General features: G+C 51.6%; 17 protein-coding genes. 9 read left to right on the forward strand and 8 right to left on the reverse strand.

Annotated elements, in window-relative coordinates; all coding sequences use genetic code 11:
• Nucleotides 1-145 precede the first annotated feature (145 nt).
• Together IOQ59_RS15235 and IOQ59_RS15240 are read right to left on the reverse strand one after the other, a co-directional pair.
• On the reverse strand, nt 146-478 hold the full coding sequence (locus tag IOQ59_RS15235) for a HopJ type III effector protein (protein WP_193954258.1): 333 nt from the start codon (nt 476-478) through the stop codon (nt 146-148).
• Nucleotides 465-1,421: a ketopantoate reductase family protein gene (locus IOQ59_RS15240; RefSeq protein WP_228050933.1), complete on the reverse strand. Its 957-nt coding sequence runs from the start codon at nt 1,419-1,421 to the stop codon at nt 465-467. Before IOQ59_RS15240 ends, IOQ59_RS15235 begins: the two co-directional genes overlap by 14 nt.
• Nucleotides 1,422-1,549: 128 nt before the next feature.
• Here IOQ59_RS15240 and IOQ59_RS15245 point away from each other — a divergent pair, with 128 nt between their 5' ends.
• Complete coding sequence (locus tag IOQ59_RS15245; protein WP_193954260.1) at nt 1,550-2,194, forward strand: YdcF family protein; 645 nt, start codon at nt 1,550-1,552, stop codon at nt 2,192-2,194.
• A gap of 16 nt (nt 2,195-2,210) precedes the next feature.
• On the opposite strand, the gene IOQ59_RS15250 is transcribed toward IOQ59_RS15245, so the two are convergent.
• Nucleotides 2,211-3,194: an aldo/keto reductase gene (locus IOQ59_RS15250; RefSeq protein WP_193954262.1), complete on the reverse strand. Its 984-nt coding sequence runs from the start codon at nt 3,192-3,194 to the stop codon at nt 2,211-2,213.
• Between the two features lie 30 nt (nt 3,195-3,224).
• Complete coding sequence (locus tag IOQ59_RS15255) at nt 3,225-3,629, reverse strand: SMI1/KNR4 family protein (protein ID WP_193954264.1); 405 nt, start codon at nt 3,627-3,629, stop codon at nt 3,225-3,227.
• 204 nt (nt 3,630-3,833) lie between these two features.
• On the opposite strand from IOQ59_RS15255, the gene IOQ59_RS15260 reads away from it, so the two are divergent.
• The 4 genes from IOQ59_RS15260 to IOQ59_RS15275 all read left to right on the forward strand — a co-directional run bounded on the left by IOQ59_RS15260 (nt 3,834) and on the right by IOQ59_RS15275 (nt 6,906).
• On the forward strand, nt 3,834-4,013 hold the full coding sequence (locus tag IOQ59_RS15260) for a hypothetical protein (RefSeq protein ID WP_193954267.1): 180 nt from the start codon (nt 3,834-3,836) through the stop codon (nt 4,011-4,013).
• Nucleotides 4,014-4,169: 156 nt separating this feature from the next.
• Entirely contained in the window at nt 4,170-5,477 is a 1,308-nt protein-coding gene (locus IOQ59_RS15265; protein WP_193954269.1) for a DUF945 family protein, read from the forward strand.
• A 199-nt stretch (nt 5,478-5,676) separates the two neighbouring features.
• Complete coding sequence (locus IOQ59_RS15270; RefSeq protein WP_193954271.1) at nt 5,677-6,615, forward strand: AEC family transporter; 939 nt, start codon at nt 5,677-5,679, stop codon at nt 6,613-6,615.
• Nucleotides 6,616-6,663: 48 nt separating this feature from the next.
• Nucleotides 6,664-6,906, forward strand: a complete 243-nt coding sequence (locus tag IOQ59_RS15275) for a hypothetical protein (RefSeq protein ID WP_193954272.1) — start codon at nt 6,664-6,666, stop codon at nt 6,904-6,906.
• A 56-nt stretch (nt 6,907-6,962) separates the two neighbouring features.
• On the opposite strand, the gene IOQ59_RS15280 is transcribed toward IOQ59_RS15275, so the two are convergent.
• The gene (locus IOQ59_RS15280) at nt 6,963-7,424 is read right to left on the reverse strand and encodes a DUF1499 domain-containing protein (protein WP_193954274.1); all 462 of its coding nucleotides are present in this window, start codon (nt 7,422-7,424) and stop codon (nt 6,963-6,965) included.
• A 1,066-nt stretch (nt 7,425-8,490) separates the two neighbouring features.
• Nucleotides 8,491-10,545 (reverse strand): methionine--tRNA ligase, encoded by a 2,055-nt coding sequence (gene metG, locus IOQ59_RS15285; RefSeq protein ID WP_193954275.1) that lies wholly within the window; start codon nt 10,543-10,545, stop codon nt 8,491-8,493.
• A gap of 199 nt (nt 10,546-10,744) precedes the next feature.
• On the opposite strand from metG, the gene trmA reads away from it, so the two are divergent.
• Nucleotides 10,745-11,833 (forward strand): tRNA (uridine(54)-C5)-methyltransferase TrmA, encoded by a 1,089-nt coding sequence (trmA, locus tag IOQ59_RS15290; protein ID WP_193954277.1) that lies wholly within the window; start codon nt 10,745-10,747, stop codon nt 11,831-11,833.
• A 30-nt stretch (nt 11,834-11,863) separates the two neighbouring features.
• Here trmA and IOQ59_RS15295 read toward each other — a convergent pair whose 3' ends face one another.
• Both IOQ59_RS15295 and IOQ59_RS15300 read right to left on the reverse strand, forming a co-directional pair.
• The gene (locus IOQ59_RS15295) at nt 11,864-14,269 is read right to left on the reverse strand and encodes an EAL domain-containing protein (RefSeq protein ID WP_193954279.1); all 2,406 of its coding nucleotides are present in this window, start codon (nt 14,267-14,269) and stop codon (nt 11,864-11,866) included.
• A 15-nt stretch (nt 14,270-14,284) separates the two neighbouring features.
• Nucleotides 14,285-15,400: an ABC transporter substrate-binding protein gene (locus IOQ59_RS15300; RefSeq protein ID WP_193954281.1), complete on the reverse strand. Its 1,116-nt coding sequence runs from the start codon at nt 15,398-15,400 to the stop codon at nt 14,285-14,287.
• Nucleotides 15,401-15,697: 297 nt separating this feature from the next.
• Here IOQ59_RS15300 and IOQ59_RS15305 point away from each other — a divergent pair, with 297 nt between their 5' ends.
• The 3 genes from IOQ59_RS15305 (at nt 15,698) to IOQ59_RS15315 (ending at nt 24,301) form a co-directional block, all read left to right on the forward strand.
• Nucleotides 15,698-16,324: a TetR/AcrR family transcriptional regulator gene (locus IOQ59_RS15305; protein WP_193954282.1), complete on the forward strand. Its 627-nt coding sequence runs from the start codon at nt 15,698-15,700 to the stop codon at nt 16,322-16,324.
• The gene (locus IOQ59_RS15310) at nt 16,321-19,767 is read left to right on the forward strand and encodes an acyl-[ACP]--phospholipid O-acyltransferase (protein ID WP_193954284.1); all 3,447 of its coding nucleotides are present in this window, start codon (nt 16,321-16,323) and stop codon (nt 19,765-19,767) included. The genes IOQ59_RS15305 and IOQ59_RS15310 overlap by 4 nt, the downstream gene beginning before the upstream one ends.
• Nucleotides 19,768-20,821: 1,054 nt before the next feature.
• Nucleotides 20,822-24,301, forward strand: a complete 3,480-nt coding sequence (locus tag IOQ59_RS15315) for an indolepyruvate ferredoxin oxidoreductase family protein (RefSeq protein ID WP_193954286.1) — start codon at nt 20,822-20,824, stop codon at nt 24,299-24,301.
• Nucleotides 24,302-24,371: the final 70 nt, after the last annotated feature.

The raw sequence follows: 24,371 nt of genomic DNA on the forward strand, positions 1-24,371 counted from the left end.
GAGGGTCTGTTCCGCGTTCTAGCGGTACTTGAGTGTGGTGTTTGACGAAATAAAAAGCCCCATGGATAAAATTATCAGTGGGGCTTTTTCGTATATTGCTCGCATAAATGCGAAGTGTGATGGTTAGCGCAAGCGGATAAGGTGCTTACTTCAGGGCTTCGCCATCAAAGCGGATGCCATCCCAGCCGTTAACCATGAACGAACGGATATTACCGTGATCATTGCCGTCCGGTGTGTTCAGTACGTCCTGATAAAATCGTCCGAAACACGCCAATGTTTTTGCCTGGTCCAGTTGGTTCAGCTTAGCAAAGGCAAAAATCTTACAGCTGCCTTCGTTCTGGCCAGCGTCATTCCGAACGTCGCCGTTGTCAAAGCCTGTGGCGGTGTAGCTGTAGTTATCCGCGATCACCTGCATGGTGTCTTCAAAATCCAGTTCGCTGTCGCTGCCGATACGGCTGATGAAATCATTCAGAGTCATTGTTTTGCAGTTCCTGTTTTAACAAGGCTTGTACCAGTTCGGTGGTGGGTGCGTCTTCGCCTAAAGCGGCGCACCGGCGCAATACTGCACCACAGATCTCCTCCAGTTCAAGAGGGCGACCTTTTTCCCTATCAACCAGCATGGAGGTTTTGATCGCATCAAAGGTGCTGATCAACTCAAACATCTCATCCACATCCGCTTTGGTCAGCGGCACGTTGTCGGCTTTTGCTGCCTTAGCGGTCTCCTCCATCATACGGTATACCGCTTTGCCATAGGCCGGATGGTGAGTAAGCTTTTGGGTGTCCAGCAGCGTGAGTGCGGAGAGGGGATTTACACCGTTATTGATGATCAGTTTACGCCACAACTGGTACTGAATATCGTCAGTCAATGTGGTGGGAATATGAGCATCGTTTAACGTATCTGCCAGCGGTTGTAACTGTTGCTGTAGCTCCGGTGTTTGCTTGGCGTTGGGCCAGGCGCCCATTACAACCTGTGCAGGGCCTTTGGCTTCGATCACGCCCGGTTTAATAATATGGCCACCGATTCGCACAGCAAGCCCGCCGATCGTGCGCTGATTTCCAATGGCATTAGCGATTGCAGGCTCATTGTCTACACCGTTTTGCAACGACAGGATTGGAGTATTCTGGTCGGTTAGCCAGCTTTCCAGCTCATTCAAAACAGATTCGGTTGCTCCAGCCTTGAGGGAGATCGCGATCAGGTCAAACTGGCTGGCCTCGGTGGTAGCGATTAGCGTGGCGTGATCCATTGCCGTTACGGGGCCCTGAAAGCTGAACTCCGGATGTTCAACGGTCAGGCCATCGTTTTGCAACGCTGTCAGGTGTGGGCCGCGTGCTGTCAGTACAACTTCGTGTCCGGCTTCCAGTAAACGTGCTGCGTAGTAGGCGCCAATGCCACCTGCGCCAATCATCAGAAAACGCATCATAGTTCCTTCATATTTTTATTCTGTGCCGATTATTTATTGTCTGAGACTAAAGTTCCAGCTTTTGAGCAGATCAATACTGTTATTTGGACTCTGTTATGATAGCTCTCGGCAATTCAACGAGGTGTGTGATGGGCGAGCAATACAAGTGGGATGCAGTGATGATTCCTGGCGGCGGTGTGTCGGCAGATGGGCAATTGCCCGCATGGACATTGCGCCGCCTTGAGGCTGCCCTGAGTTCTGAGCCTGCTCGTTACTATATCTGCTTGAGTGCCGGTACGTTCCACAAGCCGTTACCCTCCGATCGAGAAGGTTTTCCGATCTATGAATCGGTTGTTGCAGCACAATATCTGCGGGAAGCCGGTATCCCTGAAGAACGTTTGTTATTTGAGACAAGTTCTTACGATACACTCGGTAACGCCTATTTTGCGCGCACCCTTCATACCGAGCCGCTTGAATTAACGCGCCTCAAGGTGATTACGTCGAACTTTCATATGCCCCGCACTCGGGCGATTTTTGAGTTTATGTTTAGTGATCGTTTCTCTGCATTGCCATACCGGTTGGCCTTCGAACCTGTTTCGGATGCAGGGTTAGATGAAGCGGTGATCGCGGAGCGTTGTCGGCGGGAAGCTGAAAGTCTGGCGCGGTTTCAGGCCCGCAGCAGTGATGTTCACGATACCGCTCACTTGCACCAATGGCTATTTTCAGAACACGATGCATACAACCTGAAAGGTCAGCGCGAGCAGCTGAGTCAAACGCTGCTCGCGTCTTACTAGAGATCAGTATTCAGGGTTAGTTTTCGCTATCGATTTCTCGCATCCCTGCGGCCGGGTAACGTTCACCTTTGATCAGGTTTGGATGCAGTACCGTTTCTATCTGCTCAATCTCAGCGGATGTGAGAGATATTTCGCTGGCAGACGCATTTTCAGCCAGATGTTCCAAATCGGTTGTGCCCGGAATAGGGATTAAGTCATCTCCCTTATTCAGTAGCCAGGCCAGCGTCAGTTGCGCCGGGTTGTGACCCAGTTCTTTCGCCAGTGTGCAAAACTGATCCACAACGGCAAGGTTATGGCCGAAGGCATTATCTGCGAAACGTGGCATATTACGTCGCAGATCACTCTCCGAAAATCCTTGTGTGCTGCGAATTTTACCGGTCAGCATGCCGCGTCCTACCGGGCTAAATGGCACAAAGCCGATGCCGAGTTCTCGACAGGTATCCAGGACATCGCGTTCAGCACCCCGGCTCCAGAGTGAGTATTCGGATTGTACGGCGGCCACCGGATGAATCGCATGAGCGCGACGAATCGTGTCAGATGAGACTTCTGACAGGCCAATATTGCGTATTTTTCCCTGCTGTTTCAGCTCTGCCAGTGCATGCATGCTCTCTTCGATCTCGGTATCTGGATCTTTACGATGCAGATAATAGAGGTCGATGACATCCGTTTGCAGGCGCTGCAAACTTTCATCACACATGCGATGAAGGTTTTGGCGGCTGCCGTCGATGATCCGTTTTCCGCTGCTGTCGCCGTACAGCGCACATTTTGACGCCAGGGTGATGGATTGGCGGTGTGGTTTCAGGATGCGTCCCAGCAGCGTTTCATTGGTGCCAAAGCCGTAAACCGCAGCAGTATCGAAGAAGTCGTATCCCAGATCGAGGCTCTTAAGCAGCACCTTTTCGGCTTGGGCCGGATCACACCGACCGTATCCATGGGACAGGCTCATACAACCCAGCCCGATGGCTGAGACAGACAAAGAGCCTAAACGGCGCTTATGCATAGTACTTCCTTAGTGAGGTTGTATCTGGTCTCAGCTTTCCAGCCAGACGTCTTTGGCCCAGTGCCAGATAGAGCTCCACTCTTCAGTCGCTTCGCCTTGGTCTAATGACCAGAGGAGGACTTCGCCATCCTGTGAAATGACATAGTATGTGCCATCAGACACGCAGATCGGAATGAATTCGCGAGGTACGCCGTCAGCCCAGACGTTGGCTGCGACCTCGGGTAGGAAGGTGTGTGACTGTGGATCGGCCACCGTCACTGGCTCAAGCGTACCGTAGATAATGTCGCCGGTTTTGAGCATAAATTCCCGCATCTCGACCGGAATCGGGATGAGGATCTCCTCTTCAACCTCGATAAGTTGGTCTTCAGTCGGCAGCTCCAGAGGTACAACAACCTGAGCGCTGTTCTCCTGTAGTTGAAGCAGTACGTCTTCCATCGATGGTTTCCTATAAGGTCATAAGTTATGAAATGGATATTAGATCAAAAAACACAGGATGAAAGTCGGGGATTTATTGTTAAGAATAAATCTCATTTTCATCCGTGATTTTTTTCATTGATCTGGGACAACTTTTAAAAAAACTGTGGTAAAGTCTCGCGCGAATTATTTCACAAACTCGCGGTTTGATAAGGAAAAAATACGATGAATGTAGATCAGCATCTGAAAGTTGCTCAGTGGCACCTGGAACAGGCTCGCTTGCACGCTACTAACGGTGACCACAAGTGCGGCTGCCCAGTAAACGACCACGACGCAAAAGCGATCGAAGCTGTTGAAGCTGGCATGATGAAAATCGAAGAAGAACTGACTTGCTCCGTAAAATAAGTCGTTCTCTTACGAAAAAAGCCGCGCTAGTTAGTGCGGCTTTTTTGTGCCTGAAAGAAGGGCGTTTGTCTCATTCCGCCTGACCCTGTGTGGTCGTCAATCTGTGCTAGACTGCGTGGCATCATTAATGGAGTAGATTCACAGGAGTTTTTAGGGATGAAGAACGTTGTTATTCCCGTGGTATTAGTCGGTGTTGCAGCAGCTGGTGCAGCGAGTATTAAATACACCGGTGATCAGGCACATGAGTCGATGGTTGCCTTTGTTGATCAGGTGAACCAAGCACCAAATTATCAGGGTGTGTTGAAGGTTGAGTTGCAGTCAGAGCGTAGTTTTATTGAAAACAGCTATCGTCTTGAGCTGGTATTGCAGGATCCGGAGATCACCGAAGCCCTCTCGCTGGAACGTATTCCGTTTGATATCAGAGTGAAGAACAGTGTTTTGTCTGCTCAGTATATTACCCAGATCGCTCCGGGTGAGTTGCTGGATCAGATAAAGGCGACTCAGGCCAATCCTGCTAAGCCGGCGATACAATTTCTGGCGGATGCATCGTTTAACCCTTTTGATCAAACGCTGGCGATTGATCATACGTTGATGACGGATACCTTCTCGATTAAACAGAAGGATACAGAAGTAGTTATAGGGGCATTGGAAAGCACGGGTTCGCTGGACGGGGATCAGATAACCGGTGAAGGCCAGATGGGTTCTCTGACGGTATCTTCTACGGGTGAAGAAGTATTAAAAATGTCCGGCGTGACGATGACGCAAAGCGGCACCCTGGTACCGGGTTCATCGTACATGGAAGGCCTGTTTGCTGAATTTACAGCGGATATGAAGTTGCGTGAATTTTGGTTCAATGCTCAGAATAAGCAGATGCAGGTTACTTTGAATGACCTCGGCTTTGAGATACGGCAGACAGAAAAGGAAGAGCGTTTGCTGCTGGATGTTGTAAACAGCATGGGCGACATGGAGCTTAGTTCTGCGGTCGAGGCCTCCCCAGTTAACCTCAGTAGTGCCAAGCTGGATATGACGTTTGATGTCAATAATGCGGCGTTCAAAACACTCACTCAGCAGATCAATGAGATGCCTGCGGCACAGCGACAGAATCCGTTTGTGATGATGGGGTTGATGGGCGGGCTGACAGCTCAGGGCATTAATCTGAATCTGAATGCGTTAAATGTACAGACAGACAAAGGTGTTTTGGTCGCTGATGGCAGTGTGCAGGTGGCGGCGTTTGATCTGATGCGCAGTATGCAAGATCCTAATGCGATTCGTGAGAAGCTGGACGGCAATTTTAAATTTAGCGTTGATGAGACGCTGGTAAATGCGTTGCCTGATCAACAACCTCGCAATCAGCTCAATCAGTTCGCTAAACATGGGCTGGTGAAGAAAGAGGGCGGCAAGATCGTCACAGAGGTCAACGTCGTAAAAGGCCAAATCACGGTCAACGGCATCCCAATGGGTTAATTGACCCTGAGCGAGGTTGGATCTGCGCCAGCCTCGTTTTTCCTCTTCTTACTCTCCCCCATAGGGTTGAACTGCACCCCTCAAAGTCGCAACAGTGAAATGCCTATTCAGCAATAGTCTCCAGTCTGGATGGAAGGTAGAATCTTCAACCTTTTTATCAGGTTGAGCGTGTCAGTAGAACACTGACAGGGGAGTGTAGATGCAACTGTTACTGGAAACCGTGATCCCGGTATTTGCCTTGATGGCATTAGGCTGGAGCTGTCGCAAGAGCGGGCTGTTGGATGCGGGGGCGGCAAAGGCGCTGAACCAGTACGTTTTTTATATCGCAATACCTCCGCTGCTTTTTACCTCCACGGCTCGTGTCGCCATTGCCGATATTATCAACTGGCCGTTTCTTGCTGCGTATTTTGCCGGTACTGCAGCGGTGATCGTGATCGCGTTTTTGGGAACCCGCTGGATGAAAATATCCGGCCCGCTGGACAGTGCCGTTGTTGGCTTGATTGGGAGCTGGGGCAACACGGTCTACATGGGTATTCCGCTGTTTTATTTCCTGTTTGGCGATAAAGGCACCTTGCCCGTAGTGATTGTAACGCTGACCACCAATATGGTGATGATCTTTGTGCTGGCGCTCTGTGCCAATATGGATGGGGGAGGGCAGGAACGTCGTTCGATATTTGGGCTGTTTAAAAGCATCTTTCTGACCAATCCGGTGATGCTGGCACCGGTATTGGGGATGCTGGTGTCACACTATTCTCTGACCGTGCCGGTCCCGATCGACAACCTGCTCAATATGATTGCGCCTTCGGCCGCGCCCGTTGCGCTGTTTGCGATGGGGTTGTCTTTGTATGGTCTGTCCCTGAAGGGTAATATGCTGCAGTTAAGCTGGATGACGGTCATGAAACTGCTGGTACAACCGCTGGTGACTTGGGGGATTGTGCTGGTTATGGGCTTAGACCCGTTCTGGGCGGCATCGGCTGTATTGCTGGCTGCGTTGCCTGCCGGATCAATGGTGTATGTTCTGGCACAACAATATGAGAAGCGGGTAGAGTTAGCATCCAGTACTATTCTTTCTACAACGGTGCTGTCGTTAATAACCTTGGCATTGTTGCTACCATTAATAAAAAGCTGGGTTGGGTAACAGGGTTGTGGCCACCGGCATAAAACATAATTGATTGAAGTGGCCTGAATGTTTGAAGAGTATAAATATCTGCTGGTGCTGTTGTTTGTTGTTCTGGTGTTTACACCGGTAACCCTGAACGCCATTCGCCGCTATCGTGAAACACCACCACCGATGGCGAATAATGACCGTAAACTCTACCGTTTGTGGCGTTCAGACCCTGATGCGTATGAACGCCAGTATGGAGCGATGGACCGCGAATACATCAAAGCACAGGAAGAGAAAGCCCGCCGTAAGCAGGACCAAAAGTAGCATCCGCTAGAATGTTGGGATGAGCGGAGTAAATTGTACTCTGCCTCACCCAACCGCTATACCCCGCCTAGCAATGATTTCAGTTTACTCGCCCGCTCACGATTGGCGCCGAGATCGCTGTAACCCACCCTTGATGCAGAACGGATATGGATCTGTTTGGTATCCTGTTCAATCCGCACTTCAAGGTCATCTACAAATCCAAACGTGCCGGATGTGTACGTTGCGACGAAGTAGTTGTCCCGCTCCCTTAATAGCTCACCGCCCGATGCATTGATCGCTGCACGTACCTGCTTGCGTACGGTGCTTATCTCGTTGCTGTTGTATGTGGCGGGTGGAAGATAGTGGTCTGTATCGATCTGGAATTCAGTGCAGACACAGTTCGGAGACTCAGGGCATTGGCTGAGTTTGCCGGAGATTAACCCCGGTGCCCCGCCTGATTTAGACATCATACCCATAACACTTAAGCCGATCAGAGCGGCGATGATTAAGACTGCTATTAGTGTTAGCAGGAGTTTCATAGTGGCGTCCCGGTGATTGCGGCTATTGGTTTCAGAATAGCAGGTGCGGTCTAAGTGTATGGCCCGAGGATTGAGTTTCTTGGGGGAGGTCCTAACGCTTAGGCTTTTCTGGGTATCGCTTTACTCGATCCAACCTACGGTTTTATCTCGTTCCCATGCTCCCGCGTGGGAATGTATACAGCAGCTAATGTTATCGCGTATTTTTCAAGCATTCAGCCAGCCGGGGCGCATTGTATGGGTTCCCACGGAGGACCATGGGAACCAGAGAACCAGACATAGCTACGATATATCTCGTTCCCATGCTCTGCGTGGGAATGCATACAGCAGCTAATGTTAACGCGGATCTCAAGCATTCAGCTAGCCGGGGCGCATTGTATGGGTTCCCACGGAGGACCATGGGAACCAGAGAACCAGACATAGCTACAATATATCTCGTTCCCATGCTCTGCGTGGGAATGCAGACAACGGTCAACGTTACCGCGTATCTCAAGCATTCAGCTAACCGGTACGCACCGTCTGGGTTCCCACGGAGGACCATGGGAACCAGAGAACCAGACATAGCCACAATATATCTCGTTCCCATGCTCCCGCGTGGGAATGCATAAAGCAGTGAATGTTACCGCGTATTTTTCAAGCATTCAGCTAGCCTGGACTCATTGTATGGGCTCCAACGGAGGACCATGGGAACCAGAGAACCAGAGAACCAGACATAGCTACAATATATCTCGTTCCCATGCTCTGCGTGGGAATGCATACAGCGGTCAACGTTACCGCGTATTTTTCAAGCATTCAGCCAGCCGGGGCGCATTGTATGGGTTCCCACGGAGGACCATGGGAACCAGAGAACCAGACATAGCTACAATATATCTCGTTCCCATGCTCCGCGTGGGAATGTATACAGCGGTCAACGTTACCGCGCAGCTAAAGTATTCTGCTAGTCGGGAAGTAACGTATGGGTACCCACGGAGGATGATGGGAGCCAGAAGTAAGAGAGTTGCGGTGGGATTCAGGCACAAAAAAGCCCGGCAGTGACCGGGCTTTATGACGTGCGTTTCAGGAAAACGGATTACTTAATCCGCATACCCGGCTGTGCGCCTTCGTGTGGTTCCAGAATCCACAGGTCTTCACCACCCGGACCTGCTGCCAGCACCATGCCTTCAGACATGCCAAACTTCATCTTGCGTGGCGCCAGGTTGGCAACCATCACCGTCAGTTTGCCTTCCAGATCTTCCGGTGCATATGCAGACTTGATACCTGCAAAGACGTTGCGGGTTTCACCGCCCAGATCCAATGTCAGCTGCAGCAGTTTCTTCGCGCCGTCAACGTGTTCTGCTTTAGCAATACGTGCGACCCGCAGGTCAATCTTTGCAAAATCATCAAAGGTGATTTCGTCAGCAATTGGCTCTTTATCCAGCTCGCTCTGTGCGTTGGACGGTTTGTTGTCCACTACTGCTGGAGCCGCTGCTGCCAGCGCTGCCAGTGTAGCTTTGCTGTCTTCGATCATCGCGTTGACTTTGTCTTCTTCAACACGCTGCATCAGCGGTTTGAACTTGTTGATCTTGTGCGACAGCAGTGGGGTCTGAATTGCATCCCATGCCAGATCATCAACGTTCAGGAACGCTTTCACATCTTCCGCAACCTGCGGCAAGATCGGAGATAGGTAGGTGATGATCACACGGAACAGGTTGATGCCCATAGAGCAGCAATCCTGTACTTCCTGTTCTTTACCTTCCTGTTTCGCCAGTACCCAAGGCTCAGCTGCATCGATGTACTGGTTGGCTTTGTCAGCAATCGCCATGATTTCACGCATCGCACGGGAAAATTCGCGATTTTCGTAAGCGTCTGCGATCAGTTCGCCCGCTGCAACCGCTTCTTCGTACAGTGCCGGTACTGCCAGTTCTGACGCCAGTTCACCGTCAAACTTCTTCTTAATGAAGCCCGCACAGCGAGAGGCGATGTTCACAACCTTGTTCACCAGATCCGCGTTTACACGCATGCGGAAGTCTTCCAGGTTCAGGTCGATATCATCGATACCGGAACCCAGTTTCGCAGCGAAGTAGTAACGCAGGTACTCTGGACGCAGGTGCTTGAGATAGGTCTCAGCCATGATGAACGTCCCGCGGGACTTGGACATCTTCTGGCCTTCAACCGTCAGGAAGCCGTGACAGAACACACCGTTTGGCTTACGGAAACCCGCACCTTCCAGCATGGCAGGCCAGAACAGGGTGTGGAAGTACGCGATATCTTTACCGATGAAGTGGTACAGCTCGGTATTAGAGGACTCGTTCCAGTACTCGTCGAAATCAACGCCGTTCTTGTCACACCAGTTTTTGAAGCTGGCCATGTAACCGATCGGTGCATCCAGCCATACGTAGAAGTATTTGCCCGGCGCATCTGGGATCTCAAAGCCCCAGTACGGCGCATCACGGGAGATATCCCAGTTCTGCAGGCCAGACTCAAACCATTCGTTCAGCTTGTGGATCATGTGCTCCTGCACGTGGTTATCCACCCAGTTACGCAGGAACGCTTCGAAATCACCCAGCTTGAAGAAGTAATGCTCGGATTCTTTTTCGATCGGCTTCGCACCGGATACCGCCGAGTAAGCGTTTTTCAGCTCAACCGGGCTATAGGTCGCGCCACATTTCTCGCAAGAATCACCGTACTGATCTTCCGCGCCACATTTCGGGCAATCACCCTTAACGAAACGGTCGGGCAGGAACATCTCTTTCTCAGGGTCGTACGCCTGAGTAATAGTTTTCTGTGCGATGTGACCTTTGTCACGCAAGCTGGTGTAGATCAGCGACGCAAAGTGCTGGTTCTCTTCAGAGTGCGTGGAGTAGTAGTTATCAAAGCCCACCATGAAGCCGCTGAAGTCACGCTGGTGCTCAGCACTTACCTGATCGATCAGTTCTTTCGGTTCGATACCCATCTGATCTGCTTTCAGCATGATCGGGGTGCCGTGCGCATCATCCGCACACACATAGGTGCAGTTGTGGCCACGTTGTTTCTGGAAACGAACCCAGATGTCGGTCTGGATGTACTCTACCAGGTGACCCAGGTGAATCGGGCCGTTGGCATAAGGCAGAGCGCTGGTAACAAGAATCTTACGCTGTTCAGTCATGGTGGGCGTTATAAACCTGAATATTATGATTCGCTTGAAAGCGGGCAATTTTACGCTGTTTACAACGGTTTATGAACCGAAAGGGTAACCTTACGGTAAAATATCCCTGCTTTTGAGCATCGGGTAGCTATTCGTCCAACGCGGTGGCTGATAGAATCGCGCGACTTTTAGCACTAATGTACGAACAGGTGAGGTAACGATGGCGATTCCCAAGGTGGAACCGGAAAAGTACGACGAACTTCTGGCTGAGAAAAAAGCCTGGGTCGAGAGCGAGTTCTCGGCGTTTGAGCTACCAGAGATCGAGCTTTTTGAATCGCCAAAAGAGCACTATCGATTGCGTGCGGAGTTCCGCACCTGGCATGACGGTGATGACCTCGACTACATCATGTTCGAGCCGGGTAGCAAACACCAGCATACCAAGCTGACCAGCTGCCCGATGGTGTCTGAAACCATCCATGACATGATGTTTAAATTACTGGATGAGATTCGTGGCATCGAAGCGTTGCGCCGTCGTCTGTTTCAGGTTGATTTCCTGAGTTCCCTGAGTGGTGAACTGCTGGTCAGCCTGCTCTACCATCGCCCGATTGATGAGGTATGGGAAGAGGAAGCGCGCAAACTGAAAGACAAGTTTGGTATCGATATTGTCGGTCGTTCGCGCAAGAAAAAGGTCGTGCTGGATCGAGACTTCGTGATCGAAACGATGGACATTAACGGCCGCGACTATATCTATAAACAGGTTGAAAACGCCTTCAGCCAGCCAAACGGTGAAGTGTGTCGCTCCATGATCCAATGGGCGTTGTCTGCCAGCGAAAATGCCGGTGGCGATATGGTGGAGCTGTACTGTGGTAACGGTAACTTTACCCTGCCGCTGGCGCAGAATTTCCGCCGAGTTGTGGCAACTGAGATCTCCAAATCTTCGGTTTATGCTGCGCAGTACAACATCGAAGCGAACAAGATCGACAATGTTGATGTTGTCCGCATCAGCTCAGAAGAGTTCTCACAAGTATTGAGTGGTCAGGTTCAGAAGCGTCGTACCAAAGATCTGGATCTGGAAAGCTGCGATTTCACCACCGTGTTGGTCGATCCGCCACGTGCTGGTCTCGATGATGATACGGTGAAGCAGGTGCAGGAATACAACAACATCATCTACGTCTCCTGCAATCCGGAAACCTTAAAAGAGAATCTGGCGGTCATCACCCAGACCCATAAGATCGAACGCTTTGCGATCTTTGATCAGTTCCCTTACACCCATCATTTGGAATGTGGTGTGTATCTGACCCGCATCTGATCTAAGGTCGGGTCGTCGCCCGACACGGGCTTATCCCAGCTTCTCGTCCAGCAGGAGTCTTTCGGGGTGTGCACACTTGATGCGCACCTCTTCACAGAGAGACTCCCAGCTTGCATCCAGTGCTGCTGCGGTCATGGGTTTTGCGAAGTAGAATCCTTGTGTGCAGTTGCCGCCCTGATCCAGAACGAAGTCCATCTGTTCGCGTGTTTCTATCCCTTCAGTAATAACCTTCAGATTCATACTGTGGCTCATCTGAATAATCGCCTCTACCAGGCCCGTCTTTTTGCTGTCTTTTTGACTGGCACAGTTAGTGATAAAAGAGCGGTCAATTTTGAGCACGTCCAGCGGGAATTTCATCAAATAGCTCAGGGCTGAATAACCCGTTCCAAAATCATCAATGGCGATCTGACAGCCCAGCTCATCCAGCTGTGTAATAACCTGTATATTATTATGATTGTCGTGCAGCAGCAGGCTCTCAGTAATCTCGATCAACAGGCTTTTAGGGGGTATCTGATGCTGGTGAAGAGCGCTTTTCAGTGTGTTGAGCAGTTGGTCTGACTGAAACTGACGGGTCGATACATTCACCGACAGATAAAAGTCCGGGTCCAGCGTTTTTCGCCATTTTGCCAGCTGTGCACAGGCTTGTTCTATACACCAGGCCCCAATGGGCACAATCAATCCGGTTTCTTCAGCCAGAGGGATAAAGCGGAACGGGGGCACCAGCGATTCGCCATCTTTCAGGCGCAGTAATACCTCGGCACCAGTGATCCGGCTTTGTGTGAGGTTGATAATGGGTTGGTAGTGCAGTTCTAGCAGGTCATCATCAATAGCGCAGCGTAGCAATTCCTCAATCCGTGCGCGCTCAGGTGTATCTTTGTTTTGCTCTGGAGAGTACAGCGCATAACAGGATCGACCATCCTCTTTGGCGCGATACATCGCAACATCGGCGTTTTGTAGCAGGCGTGTAGGGGTGTCTGCATCGCTGGGATAGCAGGCGATCCCGATGGAAGCAGAGGCGTGAATACTGCAATCGTTCAGATGAAAGCTGCCCTCGAGTTTCTTCAAGATTCGGCGCGAGGTTTCTGCCGCATCTTCTGGTGATTCGATATGTTCCAACACCACAGCAAACTCGTCACCTCCTAAGCGGGCTACTTTGTCGGCATCACGCAGTTCGTTACGAATACGTTGGGCAGCGGCTCGGATCAGGTCATCACCGACATGGTGGCCAAAGGTATCGTTAATCGATTTGAATCTGTCCAGATCGATAAATAAAACAGCAAACGGTGTTTGGGTTTGCTTTCGGGTGTCCACCATCAGTTCCAGATACTGTTGGAACTGATTACGGTTGGGGAGGCCCGAAAGCATATCGGTATTCGCCTGTCGGTCCAGCTCCTTATGCGCCTGTGTCAGGCTCGTGACATCAGTCATGACGGCGAGTGCTCCGGGGTAGGAGTCGAAAGCGGAGAGTGTTGCATTAATCACAACATTTCTATGTTTTCCTACAGCGTCCTCAATAACCAATGAAAAATCTGTGACAGATCCTTGTTTGAATAGTGTGTGTACCAGTCTTTCCGCACCCGATGGAGAGTGATCCTTGGCAATCAGGTTGGACAAGGTCTTACCGATCATGTCCGAGCGTGCAAATCCCAGTGCTTTCAGAAAGTAATCACTGGCGTCGCAGATGTTGCCGTCAGCATCCAGGCTAAAGAGTAGGGAAGGGGTTGAGTGATACAGCGTACGCAGACGGTGTTCGCTGCTTTTTAAGTGCGTATGATCCTGTTCGATTCTGCACTGCATCTCGTTAAACGCACGGGTGATTTCGCCCAGTTCATCATTGGAGCAGTGTTTGACCTTGGCAAAGTCCAGCTCTCCCTGGCTACGATTGATCGCCTGCATCAGAGACTGGATAGGGCCACCCAATAAGCGGGCATAGATCACATACACTGATAACAGCATCGTAATTGCGACCAGTAGCAGCGACAACAATGTTTCCTGAAAGTAGCCCTTTTGTTCTTTCAGCAGACTGGTGTTGCCGACGATGATCTGCAATGTTCCAGCATGTTGGGTGATATGGGCGTTCTGGTAGATCAGCGGTTCTTCCAGTGTGAATGCGATTGAAACGTTATTAAAATTTTCAGAATGGACTTGATGGACAAGATTATTGCCCTCATCGTGGATTGAAACCTGCAAAATATCCGGGTCCAGCATCATCGCGTGAGTGATGCTTTTTAAGGCGTCCGTATTGAAATTCCAAAGGGGTTCAACCAGAACTGATGGGTATCGCTTCAGGCTTTCTCGTTTTTGCTCTAGATTCTCATCAAACTGCTTTTGTGCACTGTGGGCCGAGTAGCCAAACGAAAGCATCAGCGCAATGAGGGCAGCAGGGATCAGTACTATCAGTAACTTGAAGCGGAGAGAACAAAACTTGTTCAGCATCAATATCTCCGACGATCAGTGCGAAATGTTGTTAAGCACATGTTTCAAAGAGAAATCATAGTCGCTGTGTGATGATCTGTCGCCGAGTGCGAAGCGTGTAAAGTCAATTTTTCCCCAATTCTCATCGCCGAGATAGGTGAGGTAACGATCAACGTTGTCGGAGGTAATGCTTTGCATCTGAAAGTGAACATGGCCAACGGGACCGGTGAAACCGTTGCGGATGCGATTGTGATAGTCGTGCAACAGGACCATTGACCAGGCACCTGCCAGAAAGTGGCCGCCGTCCGATAGCAAAAGCTCTTCACGTTTCACGAGCTTGAGTGCTTCGGCTGACCAGTTAAGACCCACCATGCAGACATCTTTACCCGGCTGGAGACCACCTTTCTTTAACGCTTTGCGGGCACCCAGGGCAATGGGATCATTGGCAGACCAGATCGCTGAAAGTTTGATGTTATTGCGTTGCGCCCAGCTCAGGTAGCTATCGGTGAGGGACTCGGCTTCCTGCTGATTCCAGTTCGCGTAGAGGAAGCGATCCAGCGTGATTGTGTCGCTGTGCGCTTTGAGCACGGACAGTGCACCCTCATTACGCTCAATGGAGGCAGGGGTTGTCTGATCTCCACCGATGGCGAGAAAGTGATATGGCTGGGGTGATGATTGATCTTGAGCGCAGTTCAGAAGTGCCGTCATCATACGTTGGCCCGCACCGAAGTTGTCGGGGATAATAGCGCCCAGCAGGTTGGGGTTGTCACCCGGCTCGCCTATGCGCTCATGCTGCTTCGGCAAAAAATCGTTAAGTAGCATCAGTGTGCGGATGTTCTTTTGACTGGCTGCGACCAAAATCTTCTCTGCGGCCTGCTCTTCGTTCACCAGAATCAGATAGTCGGGGGGGACTTCCCTTTCCGTCACTTCGATGCCCAACTCTGCCATACGAATTCTATTGCGCTGAGCGTAGACCACTTCCAGATCAATCTCGAAGTCATCCGCCGCCGCCCGCATCGTTTCGGTGACCATGTCCCAGAAACGTTCACCTTCCTTGCCGGGATTTACGAATGTCACACTCATTGCCTGAGTGGTGCCGGAAATTAAAAACAGTGCGCACGCGAATAGAAAACGCCTGATCGAACTTTTCATAATTATTTTTCTCGTTCGAGAGCTACAGGAAACTGTATTGTGCCCTGAAATTGGGAGTAGGTTCAAATAGCAAATAGTACAGGTGGTCAGACCTGTTGAGATGTTTATATCTTGGTTAATTTTCAGTGAGAATCAACAGGGTAACTCCAGTATCAGTAGTAGACAGCTGTCTGAAAAACCATCAAAAGATAAATAATATTTTACATTCTGAACACTGTTCACTATCCTTGTCTGTAACTTAACTGAACAGTGTTCATTAACTGTTGGTTATTCCAATATTTCAACGAGGATAGTCTCATGGCCAGACGCAGTGATCATTCCCGCGAGGAGCTGCAGGAGATGGCATTAACCGCCGCCGAAACTTTGCTGGACGAGCAGGGTGGTGCGGCGCTTAGTACGCGTAAAGTCGCTGCGGCGATTGGTTACTCGGTTGGCGCGCTCTACCTTATATTTAAAAACCTTGATGACCTGTGCTGGCAGATCAATGCCCGTACATTGCGTGGTCTGATGAATGCTCTGGATCAGCAGGTCGATGCACCTACACCACGCGCGCGTCTGAAAGGCTATGCTTCTGCGTATCTGAGTTATGCCCAGCAATGGTCTCATCGTTGGGCGTTGTTGTTTGATCACAGCGCCAGCGAAGGGGATGAAGCACCGGAATGGCTTCAGGCCACAATCGCTGAACTGTTTACTCGTATCGAAGCGGATCTGGCTGAACTTCATCCGGAGGAAACGCCAGAAGACATTACGCTGGCAGCACGTACCTTGTGGAGCAGTGTGCATGGTATTACCCAGTTAAAACTGCGCGACAAACTGTTTTTTGGTGGAGAGTCTGCGGCACAGCAGATGACCGACAGTCTGATCGACCGTTATCTGGATGGCTGGACGCCGTCTGATGCATCTGTAGGAGGAGTGACAAAGTGAAAGACCTGATTAAGCACAAAGGTTTTCTAGCCTTTATTACCATGGCGTTTATCAACGCTTTCGTCGATCTGGGCCACAAAATCGTTATTCAGAACACCTTGTTTAAGGCCTATGACGGAGAGGTTCAGATCCTGCTGACTGCGGTTGTTAACGGCCTGATTCTGCTGCCATTTTTCATGTTATTCACACCCTGTGGTTATATAGCCGATAAGTATCCGAAGAACGAGGTGATGCGGAAATCCGCCTGGGCTGCGGTGGCGATCACCTTGCTGATCACGCTCTGTTACTACCAGGGTTTATTTATCGTGGCCTTCGGTCTGACCTTTATTCTGGCGGTACAGAGTGCGTTCTATTCGCCTGCGAAGTACGGCTACATCAAAGAGCTGCTAGGCGCGGATAACCTCAGTGAAGGTAACGGTTGGGTGCAGGCGACCACCATGATCGCGATCCTGAGCGGTATTGTGGTGTTCTCATTGATGTTTGAACTGCGCTTAGAGGGTGCAGAGCAGATGAGCCCGGAAGAGAGTTTATTGCGTGTTGCCCCTTTGGGTTGGGTGCTGGTGGCCGGTGCATTGCTGGAGCTGGCGATGGCGTATCGTTTGCCTCGGACACAGGAGACCAATGCCGAATCCCGTTTCGACTGGAGCGCGTATAGCAAAGGTAAAACACTGAAATCCAATTTGGGCATGATCCTGAGCCATCGTCCGATCTTTCTGGCGATTATTGGGCTGGCGCTGTTCTGGTCAATCAGTCAGGTGATGCTGGCGGTGTTCCCGGCGTTTGCGGAAGAGCACTTAGATCAGCACAACACGTTTGTCATTCAGGGTGTCATGGCGCTGGCCGGGATCGGCATCATGCTGGGGTCGATTGTGGCGGGCAAACTGTCGAAGAAACATATCAATGTCGGATTGATCCCGCTGGGTGCAGCAGGTGTTGCTACCGGCCTGATCCTGTTGCCCCAAATGCCATCAATGGCGTGGCAGGGTGTGATGTTCCTGATGATCGGTCTGTTTGGCGCGATGCTCAATGTACCGTTGAATGCATTGATCCAGTTTAACGCCGGAGAGAATGAAAACGGGCGTGTGCTGGCGGGTAACAACTTTATCCAGAACCTGACCATGTTTGGTTTTCTGGTGATCACTGTCGGCTGTGCCTACGTGGGTGTAGATGGTCGTTGGTTGCTGTGGGCACTGGCAGTCGTTGCCGTGTTGGGCACCGTACTGGCGATTACTTCGGTACCGGAAGCCTCCCTGCGCTTGATCGTGCTGGGTCTCATGAAGCGCAAATACAAATTGCAGGTGCTGGGTTTTGAGAACCTGCCGGAAGATGGCAAAGGCACATTGCTGCTGGGTAACCATATCAGTTGGTTGGATTGGGCGATGATCCAGATGGCGTGTCCGCGTCATGTGCACTTTGTGATGGATCGCAGCATCTATGAGCGTTGGTATCTGAAATGGTTCCTCGATATCTACGGCGTGATTCCGATCTCCGGTGCCAAGAGCCGTACCGCCCTGAAGAAAGTCACCGAGCTATTAAACGAAGGTAAAGTGGTCTGTTTGTTCCCTGAGGGTTCAATCAGTCATACCGGCCAGATTGCGGAGTTCCGCCGTGGATTTGAGCGTGCGTGTGAAGGTGCGGAAGGGGTGATCATCCCGTTCTACCTGCGCGGTTTGTGGGGCAGCCGTTTCTCACGCTCCACTGAGAAGATGAAAACCCTGCGTAACAGCGGTCTGCAACGTGATGTGATCGTGGCCTTTGGTAAGCAGCTGCCGATCAGCTCGAACGCCGAGATGGTGAAGAAGAAGGTTGCCGAGTTGTCTATCCATGCGTGGGAGGAGCATACCCGCGGCATGGAAACGATCCCGGAAGCCTTTATCCGTACAGCCAAGCAGGAGCCGACTGAGTGGGCGATCACTGAGGTCAAAGATACACCGCTGACACATCTGCGCTTGCTGACGGGTTGTACGATCTTTGCCCGCCGTATCAAGAAAACTGAAGGACAGAACATCGGTTTGTTAATGCCCACTACGAACGCTGGTGCTATCGCGAACATGGCGTCGCTGATGGCGGGTAAAACGGTTGTGAATATCAACTTCACGTCTCCGTCTGACTCCATGGTATCGGCGTTAGAGCAGGCAGAAGTATCGACCATCGTTACGGCACATAAGTTTGTCGCCAAGCTGAAGCTGCGCGGTATCGATGTGGAGCCGCTGTTCGCCGGTCGAAATGTCCTCTACATGGAAGATATCAAGGAGGGTGTAAGTAAAGCCGAAGGCCTGATGACACTGGGGATGGTGAAGTTTCTGCCGACCTTCCTGTTGCAGTGGATGCTGTGTAAACGAACTGATCTGGAAGATACCGCCGCAATTCTGTTCTCTTCCGGCAGCGAAGGTGCACCGAAAGGCGTGATGCTTAGCCATCGTAATATTATGGCTAACCTGCGTCAGATCTCTGATGTGCTTAACGTGCGCGATTACGACAAGATCATGGCGACTTTGCCGCTGTTCCACGCATTTGGCCTCACAGTGACCTGCTTTATGCCGCTGATCGAAGGTATCCCTGTGATCTGTCATCCCGATCCGACGGATGCTCAGAATATCGGTAAAGGCGTTGCCCGTTTCCGCGCAACCATTATGTGCGCCACTTCGACCTTCCTGCGTATCTACAGCCGCAACAGCAAGCTGCATCCGATGATGCTGGAAACCTTGCGTGTGGTGGTGGCCGGTGCTGAAAAGCTGGACCCGAAAGTACGGGATACTTTCGAAGCGCGTTTCCGTGTGCCGATTCAGGAAGGGTACGGTTGTACGGAAACCACTCCGGTGGCGGGTGTGAATCTGCCGGATCATCTGGTCACCGATGGCTGGACGGTTCAGGTCGGTACGAAGCAGGGGACTGTGGGCTTAGCATTGCCGGGTTCGACTTTCCGTATCGTTGATCCTGATACCCTGGAAGAACTGCCAACCGGTGAAGATGGACTGATACTGATTGGTGGCACACAGATCATGAAAGGGTATCTTAATAACCCTGAGAAGACGGCGGATTCGATTGTCGAGATGGAAGGCGTGCGCTGGTATAAATCCGGTGACAAAGGTCATCTGGATGAAGACGGCTTCCTGACCATCGTGGATCGTTATTCCCGCTTTGCCAAGCTGGGTGGAGAGATGGTCAGTCTGACCGCTGTCGAAGGCGAAGTCCGCCGTATTCTGGATCAGCCGGAACTGCCGCTGGTGGCCGTGAACATGCCGGATGCGAAGAAAGGCGAGAAGGTGATTTTGCTGGTGGAAAGTGAAGAAGCCGATAGCCTGCGTGACCAGTTGATCAAAGGTGGCATGCCCGGCCTGATGGTGCCTGCAGCGGTACATGCAGTGGAAACCGTACCTGTGTTGGGCAGCGGTAAAACCAACTTCAGCATGGCGCGGGAGATGGCCGAAGCATTGGTATAAGCGTCTATGGATATGTTGTTGGGAATCGCTGCGCTCGTCCCAACCTACGCGGGGATCACTTCAATACCCTGTAGGTTGGGTTGAGCAACGCGATACCCAACATGCAGATTTATCCGAAGTGGCAATGTGTTACTCGTTCCCACGCTCCTGCGTGGGAATGCAGACGGCGGTTTATCTCATCTGCTTTAGAGCTGGGTGTCCTACAAACCCAGCTCCGATCGGTACCTGCTGTATGGATTCCCACGGAGGACCATGGGAACCAGATAAGAGGTATGTCGCCCTCAGAGAGGGCTGCTACAACGGTAAATTGCACGTTCCTACAATGGGAACACCGATGGCGGTTTATCTCATCTGCTGTAACGCTGAGTGTCTACAACCCCTGTTCTGATCTGTACCCGCTGTATGGGTTCCCACGGGGGACCATGGGAACCAGAGGGTGTTTGGATTTTCTCGTTCCCACGCTCCCGCGTGGGAATGCAGACATCATCCTGATCAATATTTTTAATGTTTTTTGCGGGTAAATAATCAACCAATTGGGTGGTCTTTTGTGCGGCTGCTCAATTGTTTGATCCTTCCTCTCTATCCCTTTAATTTAAAACCATTACTTATTTTGTGAGTGTTTGTTTTCATTCTGTATCGGTTTGTCTTTCCGCACTGACAGCATCAGCTTGGGAAAACCCGTATCCACCTTTGTGTGTTTTTTGATCTTGACTTGCCTTAAAACCGTCGATAATGTTGATCGCCGAATCGCCCCAAAAAGGCGTTCGAAAAATTACTGATCGGCTCATCCGCCGGCACAATAAAAACAAGATTCAACCCAGGCTGCGATCCAGCTGCGGTTAAAGGTAATTTGTTATGATGCTAAATCACTTCGCTGTTTGCGCGCGTTCTGCGTGCCGTTTTGCTCAACCGGTCTCCACCGGAACACCACTTTCCCAGATTGAATTCAGCGCCCGACGTTAATCCGTTCGCGTTTCCGTTCATTCAAATTTCGTTTTGATTTTTCCTGATACAGGCGAATGATCTGTACCTGTTCGGGCTGGGAGCAATCCGCATGCAAGAAGCTATTACCCTCCAGGATAAGTGGGAGAAAACGTCCGGCCGTGTCTATATCACCGGCAGTCAGGCGTTGGCACGTTTACCCATGTTACAGGCCGAGCGCGACCGCGCGGCTGGACTGAATACCGGCGGCTTTATCTCCGGTTACCGTGGCTCACCACTGGGCAATTTTGATAAGACCCTGTGGCAGATCCGTGACTACCTCAAACAAAACAACATCACGTTTCAACCGGGTGTGAACGAAGATCTGGGCGCAACCGCTGTCTGGGGTTCACAACAGGTCAACATCTTCGAAGGCGCGAAATACGACGGTGTATTCGCCCTCTGGTACGGCAAAGGTCCGGGTGTTGACCGCACCGGCGATGTACTGAAACACGCCAATGCCTTTGGCACCACGCCGCACGGTGGTGTACTCGCCGTAGCGGGTGATGACCACGCCAGTAAATCCTCCACCTTGCCACACCAGAGTGACTACGCGTTTATGGACGCGATGATTCCGGTGCTCTATCCCTCCGGTATTCAGGAGATGCTCGATTACGGACTCTATGGTTGGGCGATGTCCCGCTACAGCGGCTGCTGGGTGGGCTTTAAAGCGCTGGCTGAAGTGATGGACTCGGCGATCTCCGCCAATCTGGATCAGGATCGTCTGGAGATTAACATCCCAACCGATTTTGAGATGCCAGAAGACGGTGTCAACGCGCGTTGGCCGGATAAACCGATGCAGCAGGAAATCCGCCTGCACAAGTACAAGATTCGCGCAGCGCAGGCGTTTTGCCGTACCAACAAACTGGACCGCATTATCATTCAGCCTGAACAGCCGCGCTTGGGTATTGTCACCACCGGTAAATCCTATCTGGATGTATTGCAGGCTTTGGAAGATCTGGGTATCAGCCACGAGCTGGCTGCGTCTCTCGGTATTCGTCTCTACAAAGTCGCGATGCCGTGGCCGCTGGAACCGGAAGGCATGCGCGAATTCGCACTGGGTTTGGATGAAATTCTGGTGATCGAAGAGAAGCGTGGCCTGATTGAAGACCAGCTCAAAGAACAGCTGTTCAGCTGGCAGGATGACAAGCGGCCGCGTGTGGTGGGTAAAAAAGACGACCAGAACAGCGAGCTGGTGACCTCGTTGGGTGAGTTAACTCCGGCGATGATCGCCCGTGCCATTGCAGCCCGTATTGCACCGTTTTACACCAGTGATCAGGTCAGCCAGCGTTTGGTCTTTTTGGCCGATAAAGAAGCTGAACTGGCTCAGCCCCGTGCGTTGCTGGAACGTACCCCGCATTTCTGTTCCGGTTGTCCGCACAATACCTCCACCACTTTGCCCGATGGCAGTCGTGCCTTGGGTGGCATCGGCTGTCACTACATGGCGACCTGGATGGATCGTGGCACTGACACCTTTACCCAGATGGGCGGGGAGGGGGCTACCTGGATCGGTCAGGCACCGTTTACCGATAACAACCATGTTTTCCAGAACTTGGGTGACGGTACTTACTTCCACTCCGGCTTGCTGGCGATTCGTGCCTCTGTCGCGGCGGATGTGAATATCACCTACAAAGTGCTCTACAACGATGCGGTAGCGATGACCGGTGGTCAGCCGATTGATGGCACGTTAACCGTGCAGCAGATCACTCATCAGCTGTATGGCGAAGGTATCCGCCGTATCGCGATTGTCAGCGATGAGCCGGATAAATACCCAAGCCGTGCCGACTTCGCGGACGGTGTGACTTTTCATCATCGTGACGACCTGAATGCCGTCCAGATGGAGCTGCGTGAGATTCCCGGTTGCACCGTGATGATCTTTGATCAGACCTGTGCTGCTGAAAAACGCCGTCGTCGTAAACGTGGCAGCATGACCGATCCTGAACAGCGCGTGGTGATCAATACCGAGATCTGCGAAGGCTGCGGTGACTGTGGCGTGCAGTCAAACTGTCTGTCCCTACTGCCGGAAGAGACCGAACGTGGTCGCAAGCGCAGTATCGATCAGTCTGCGTGTAACAAGGACTTCAGTTGTGTACGTGGCTTCTGCCCTAGTTTTGTCACTGTCAAAGGCGGCACACTGCGCAAGCCCGAAGCGATGGCGAGCAACATCTCATTCCCTGAACTGCCACAGCCACAGCTGCCGGATTGTTCACAGCCATACAACATCATGCTGACCGGCGTGGGTGGGACGGGAGTCGTGACCGTGAGTGCCTTGTTGGGCATGGCGGCACATATCGAAGGCAAAGGCGCAGCGGTGTTGGATCAGATCGGTCTGGCACAGAAATTCGGTGCGGTGATGAGCCATATCCGTATCGCGAATACACAAGATCAGATCCACACCGTACGTATTCCTGCAGGCGAATCCGATCTGATGATCGGCTTTGATCTGATGGTGGGCGCGAGTGAAGAAGCCCTCGGCAAACTGGATCGTAACCGCAGCCGTGTGGTGGTGAACAACCACGAAACCATGCCTGCCGCGTTTACCCGTGATCCTGATCTGCAGGTGCCGACTGATGCGATGCAGCAGGTGATTGTAGATACCGCGATTGAAGGCGGGAGCCACTGTCTGGATGCCACTCATCTGGCAACGGCGTTGCTGGGTGATGGTATGGCGGTGAACCTGTTCTGCATCGGTTTTGCTTGGCAGAAAGGGCTGATTCCTCTGAGCCGCGAAGCGATCATCAAAGCGATTGAGCTGAATGGTGTATCGGTGGAGAGCAACAAACAGGCGTTCCTCTGGGGTCGTCGTGCTGCCTTTGATCAGGCTGCGGTCGAAGCCGTTGTAACACCGGATTCAGCGGTGCAGGTGGTGAAGATGATTCCGAGCCTGAACGACGTGATCCAGCGCGAAATGCAGCATCTGACCGACTACCAAAATGATGGACTGGCACAGCGTTATAAAAAGCTGGTGGATCAGGTACAAAACGCCGAAAAGTCCCTGTCGAAAGGCAATCAACTGACCATGGCGGTGGCTGAGAACTACAGCAAACTGCTGGCTTACAAAGACGAGTACGAAGTGGCACGTCAGCTGACCTCAGAAACCTTTCAGCAGCAGCTGGCAGCGCAGTTTGAAGGTGAGTTTGAGCTGGAATTCAATCTGGCACCGCCACTGATCTCCAAAACCAATCCGGCTACCGGTCGTCCGCGCAAACGTAAATTCTCTAGCAAAATCCTGCCGCTGTTCCGTCAGCTCGCCAAGATGCGCTCGGTGCGTGGTACACCGCTGGATATCTTCGGCTATACCGCAGATCGCCGTCTGGAACGTCGCCTGATCGGTGAGTACGAGCGCGATATTAAGCAGATTCTAAGCGACCTTCGCGCGGAAACGTACAGCGATGCCTGTGCGCTGGCGGCACTGCCTGCGTCTATCCGGGGCTACGGTCCGGTTAAAGAGGCGGCCTATGCAAAAGCCCAGTCGCAGCGTCAGGTTCTGCTCAGCAACCTGAGTGATCCAACTCAGAAGAATACCACTCAGTATCAGGAGGTGGGCGCATGAACGCACCGATTAACTCAACCATGAACTCACCTATGAATTCAGCCATGAACTCACCCGTTAGCGCACGAAT

The organism is Pontibacterium sinense, assembly GCF_015209595.1.
Classification (GTDB): Bacteria; Pseudomonadota; Gammaproteobacteria; order Pseudomonadales; family Balneatricaceae; genus Pontibacterium; species Pontibacterium sinense.

Excerpts from the sequence above, each read along its gene's own strand:
- IOQ59_RS15235 (WP_193954258.1), bottom strand. The coding sequence starts at position 478 with ATGACTCTGAATGATTTCATCAGCCGTATCGGCAGCGACAGCGAACTG.
- IOQ59_RS15240 (WP_228050933.1), bottom strand. The coding sequence starts at position 1,421 with ATGATGCGTTTTCTGATGATTGGCGCAGGTGGCATTGGCGCCTACTAC.
- IOQ59_RS15245 (WP_193954260.1), top strand. The coding sequence starts at position 1,550 with ATGGGCGAGCAATACAAGTGGGATGCAGTGATGATTCCTGGCGGCGGT.
- IOQ59_RS15250 (WP_193954262.1), bottom strand. The coding sequence starts at position 3,194 with ATGCATAAGCGCCGTTTAGGCTCTTTGTCTGTCTCAGCCATCGGGCTG.
- IOQ59_RS15255 (WP_193954264.1), bottom strand. The coding sequence starts at position 3,629 with ATGGAAGACGTACTGCTTCAACTACAGGAGAACAGCGCTCAGGTTGTT.
- IOQ59_RS15260 (WP_193954267.1), top strand. The coding sequence starts at position 3,834 with ATGAATGTAGATCAGCATCTGAAAGTTGCTCAGTGGCACCTGGAACAG.
- IOQ59_RS15265 (WP_193954269.1), top strand. The coding sequence starts at position 4,170 with ATGAAGAACGTTGTTATTCCCGTGGTATTAGTCGGTGTTGCAGCAGCT.
- IOQ59_RS15270 (WP_193954271.1), top strand. The coding sequence starts at position 5,677 with ATGCAACTGTTACTGGAAACCGTGATCCCGGTATTTGCCTTGATGGCA.
- IOQ59_RS15275 (WP_193954272.1), top strand. The coding sequence starts at position 6,664 with ATGTTTGAAGAGTATAAATATCTGCTGGTGCTGTTGTTTGTTGTTCTG.
- IOQ59_RS15280 (WP_193954274.1), bottom strand. The coding sequence starts at position 7,424 with ATGAAACTCCTGCTAACACTAATAGCAGTCTTAATCATCGCCGCTCTG.
- metG (WP_193954275.1), bottom strand. The coding sequence starts at position 10,545 with ATGACTGAACAGCGTAAGATTCTTGTTACCAGCGCTCTGCCTTATGCC.
- trmA (WP_193954277.1), top strand. The coding sequence starts at position 10,745 with ATGGCGATTCCCAAGGTGGAACCGGAAAAGTACGACGAACTTCTGGCT.
- IOQ59_RS15295 (WP_193954279.1), bottom strand. The coding sequence starts at position 14,269 with ATGCTGAACAAGTTTTGTTCTCTCCGCTTCAAGTTACTGATAGTACTG.
- IOQ59_RS15300 (WP_193954281.1), bottom strand. The coding sequence starts at position 15,400 with ATGAAAAGTTCGATCAGGCGTTTTCTATTCGCGTGCGCACTGTTTTTA.
- IOQ59_RS15305 (WP_193954282.1), top strand. The coding sequence starts at position 15,698 with ATGGCCAGACGCAGTGATCATTCCCGCGAGGAGCTGCAGGAGATGGCA.
- IOQ59_RS15315 (WP_193954286.1), top strand. The coding sequence starts at position 20,822 with ATGCAAGAAGCTATTACCCTCCAGGATAAGTGGGAGAAAACGTCCGGC.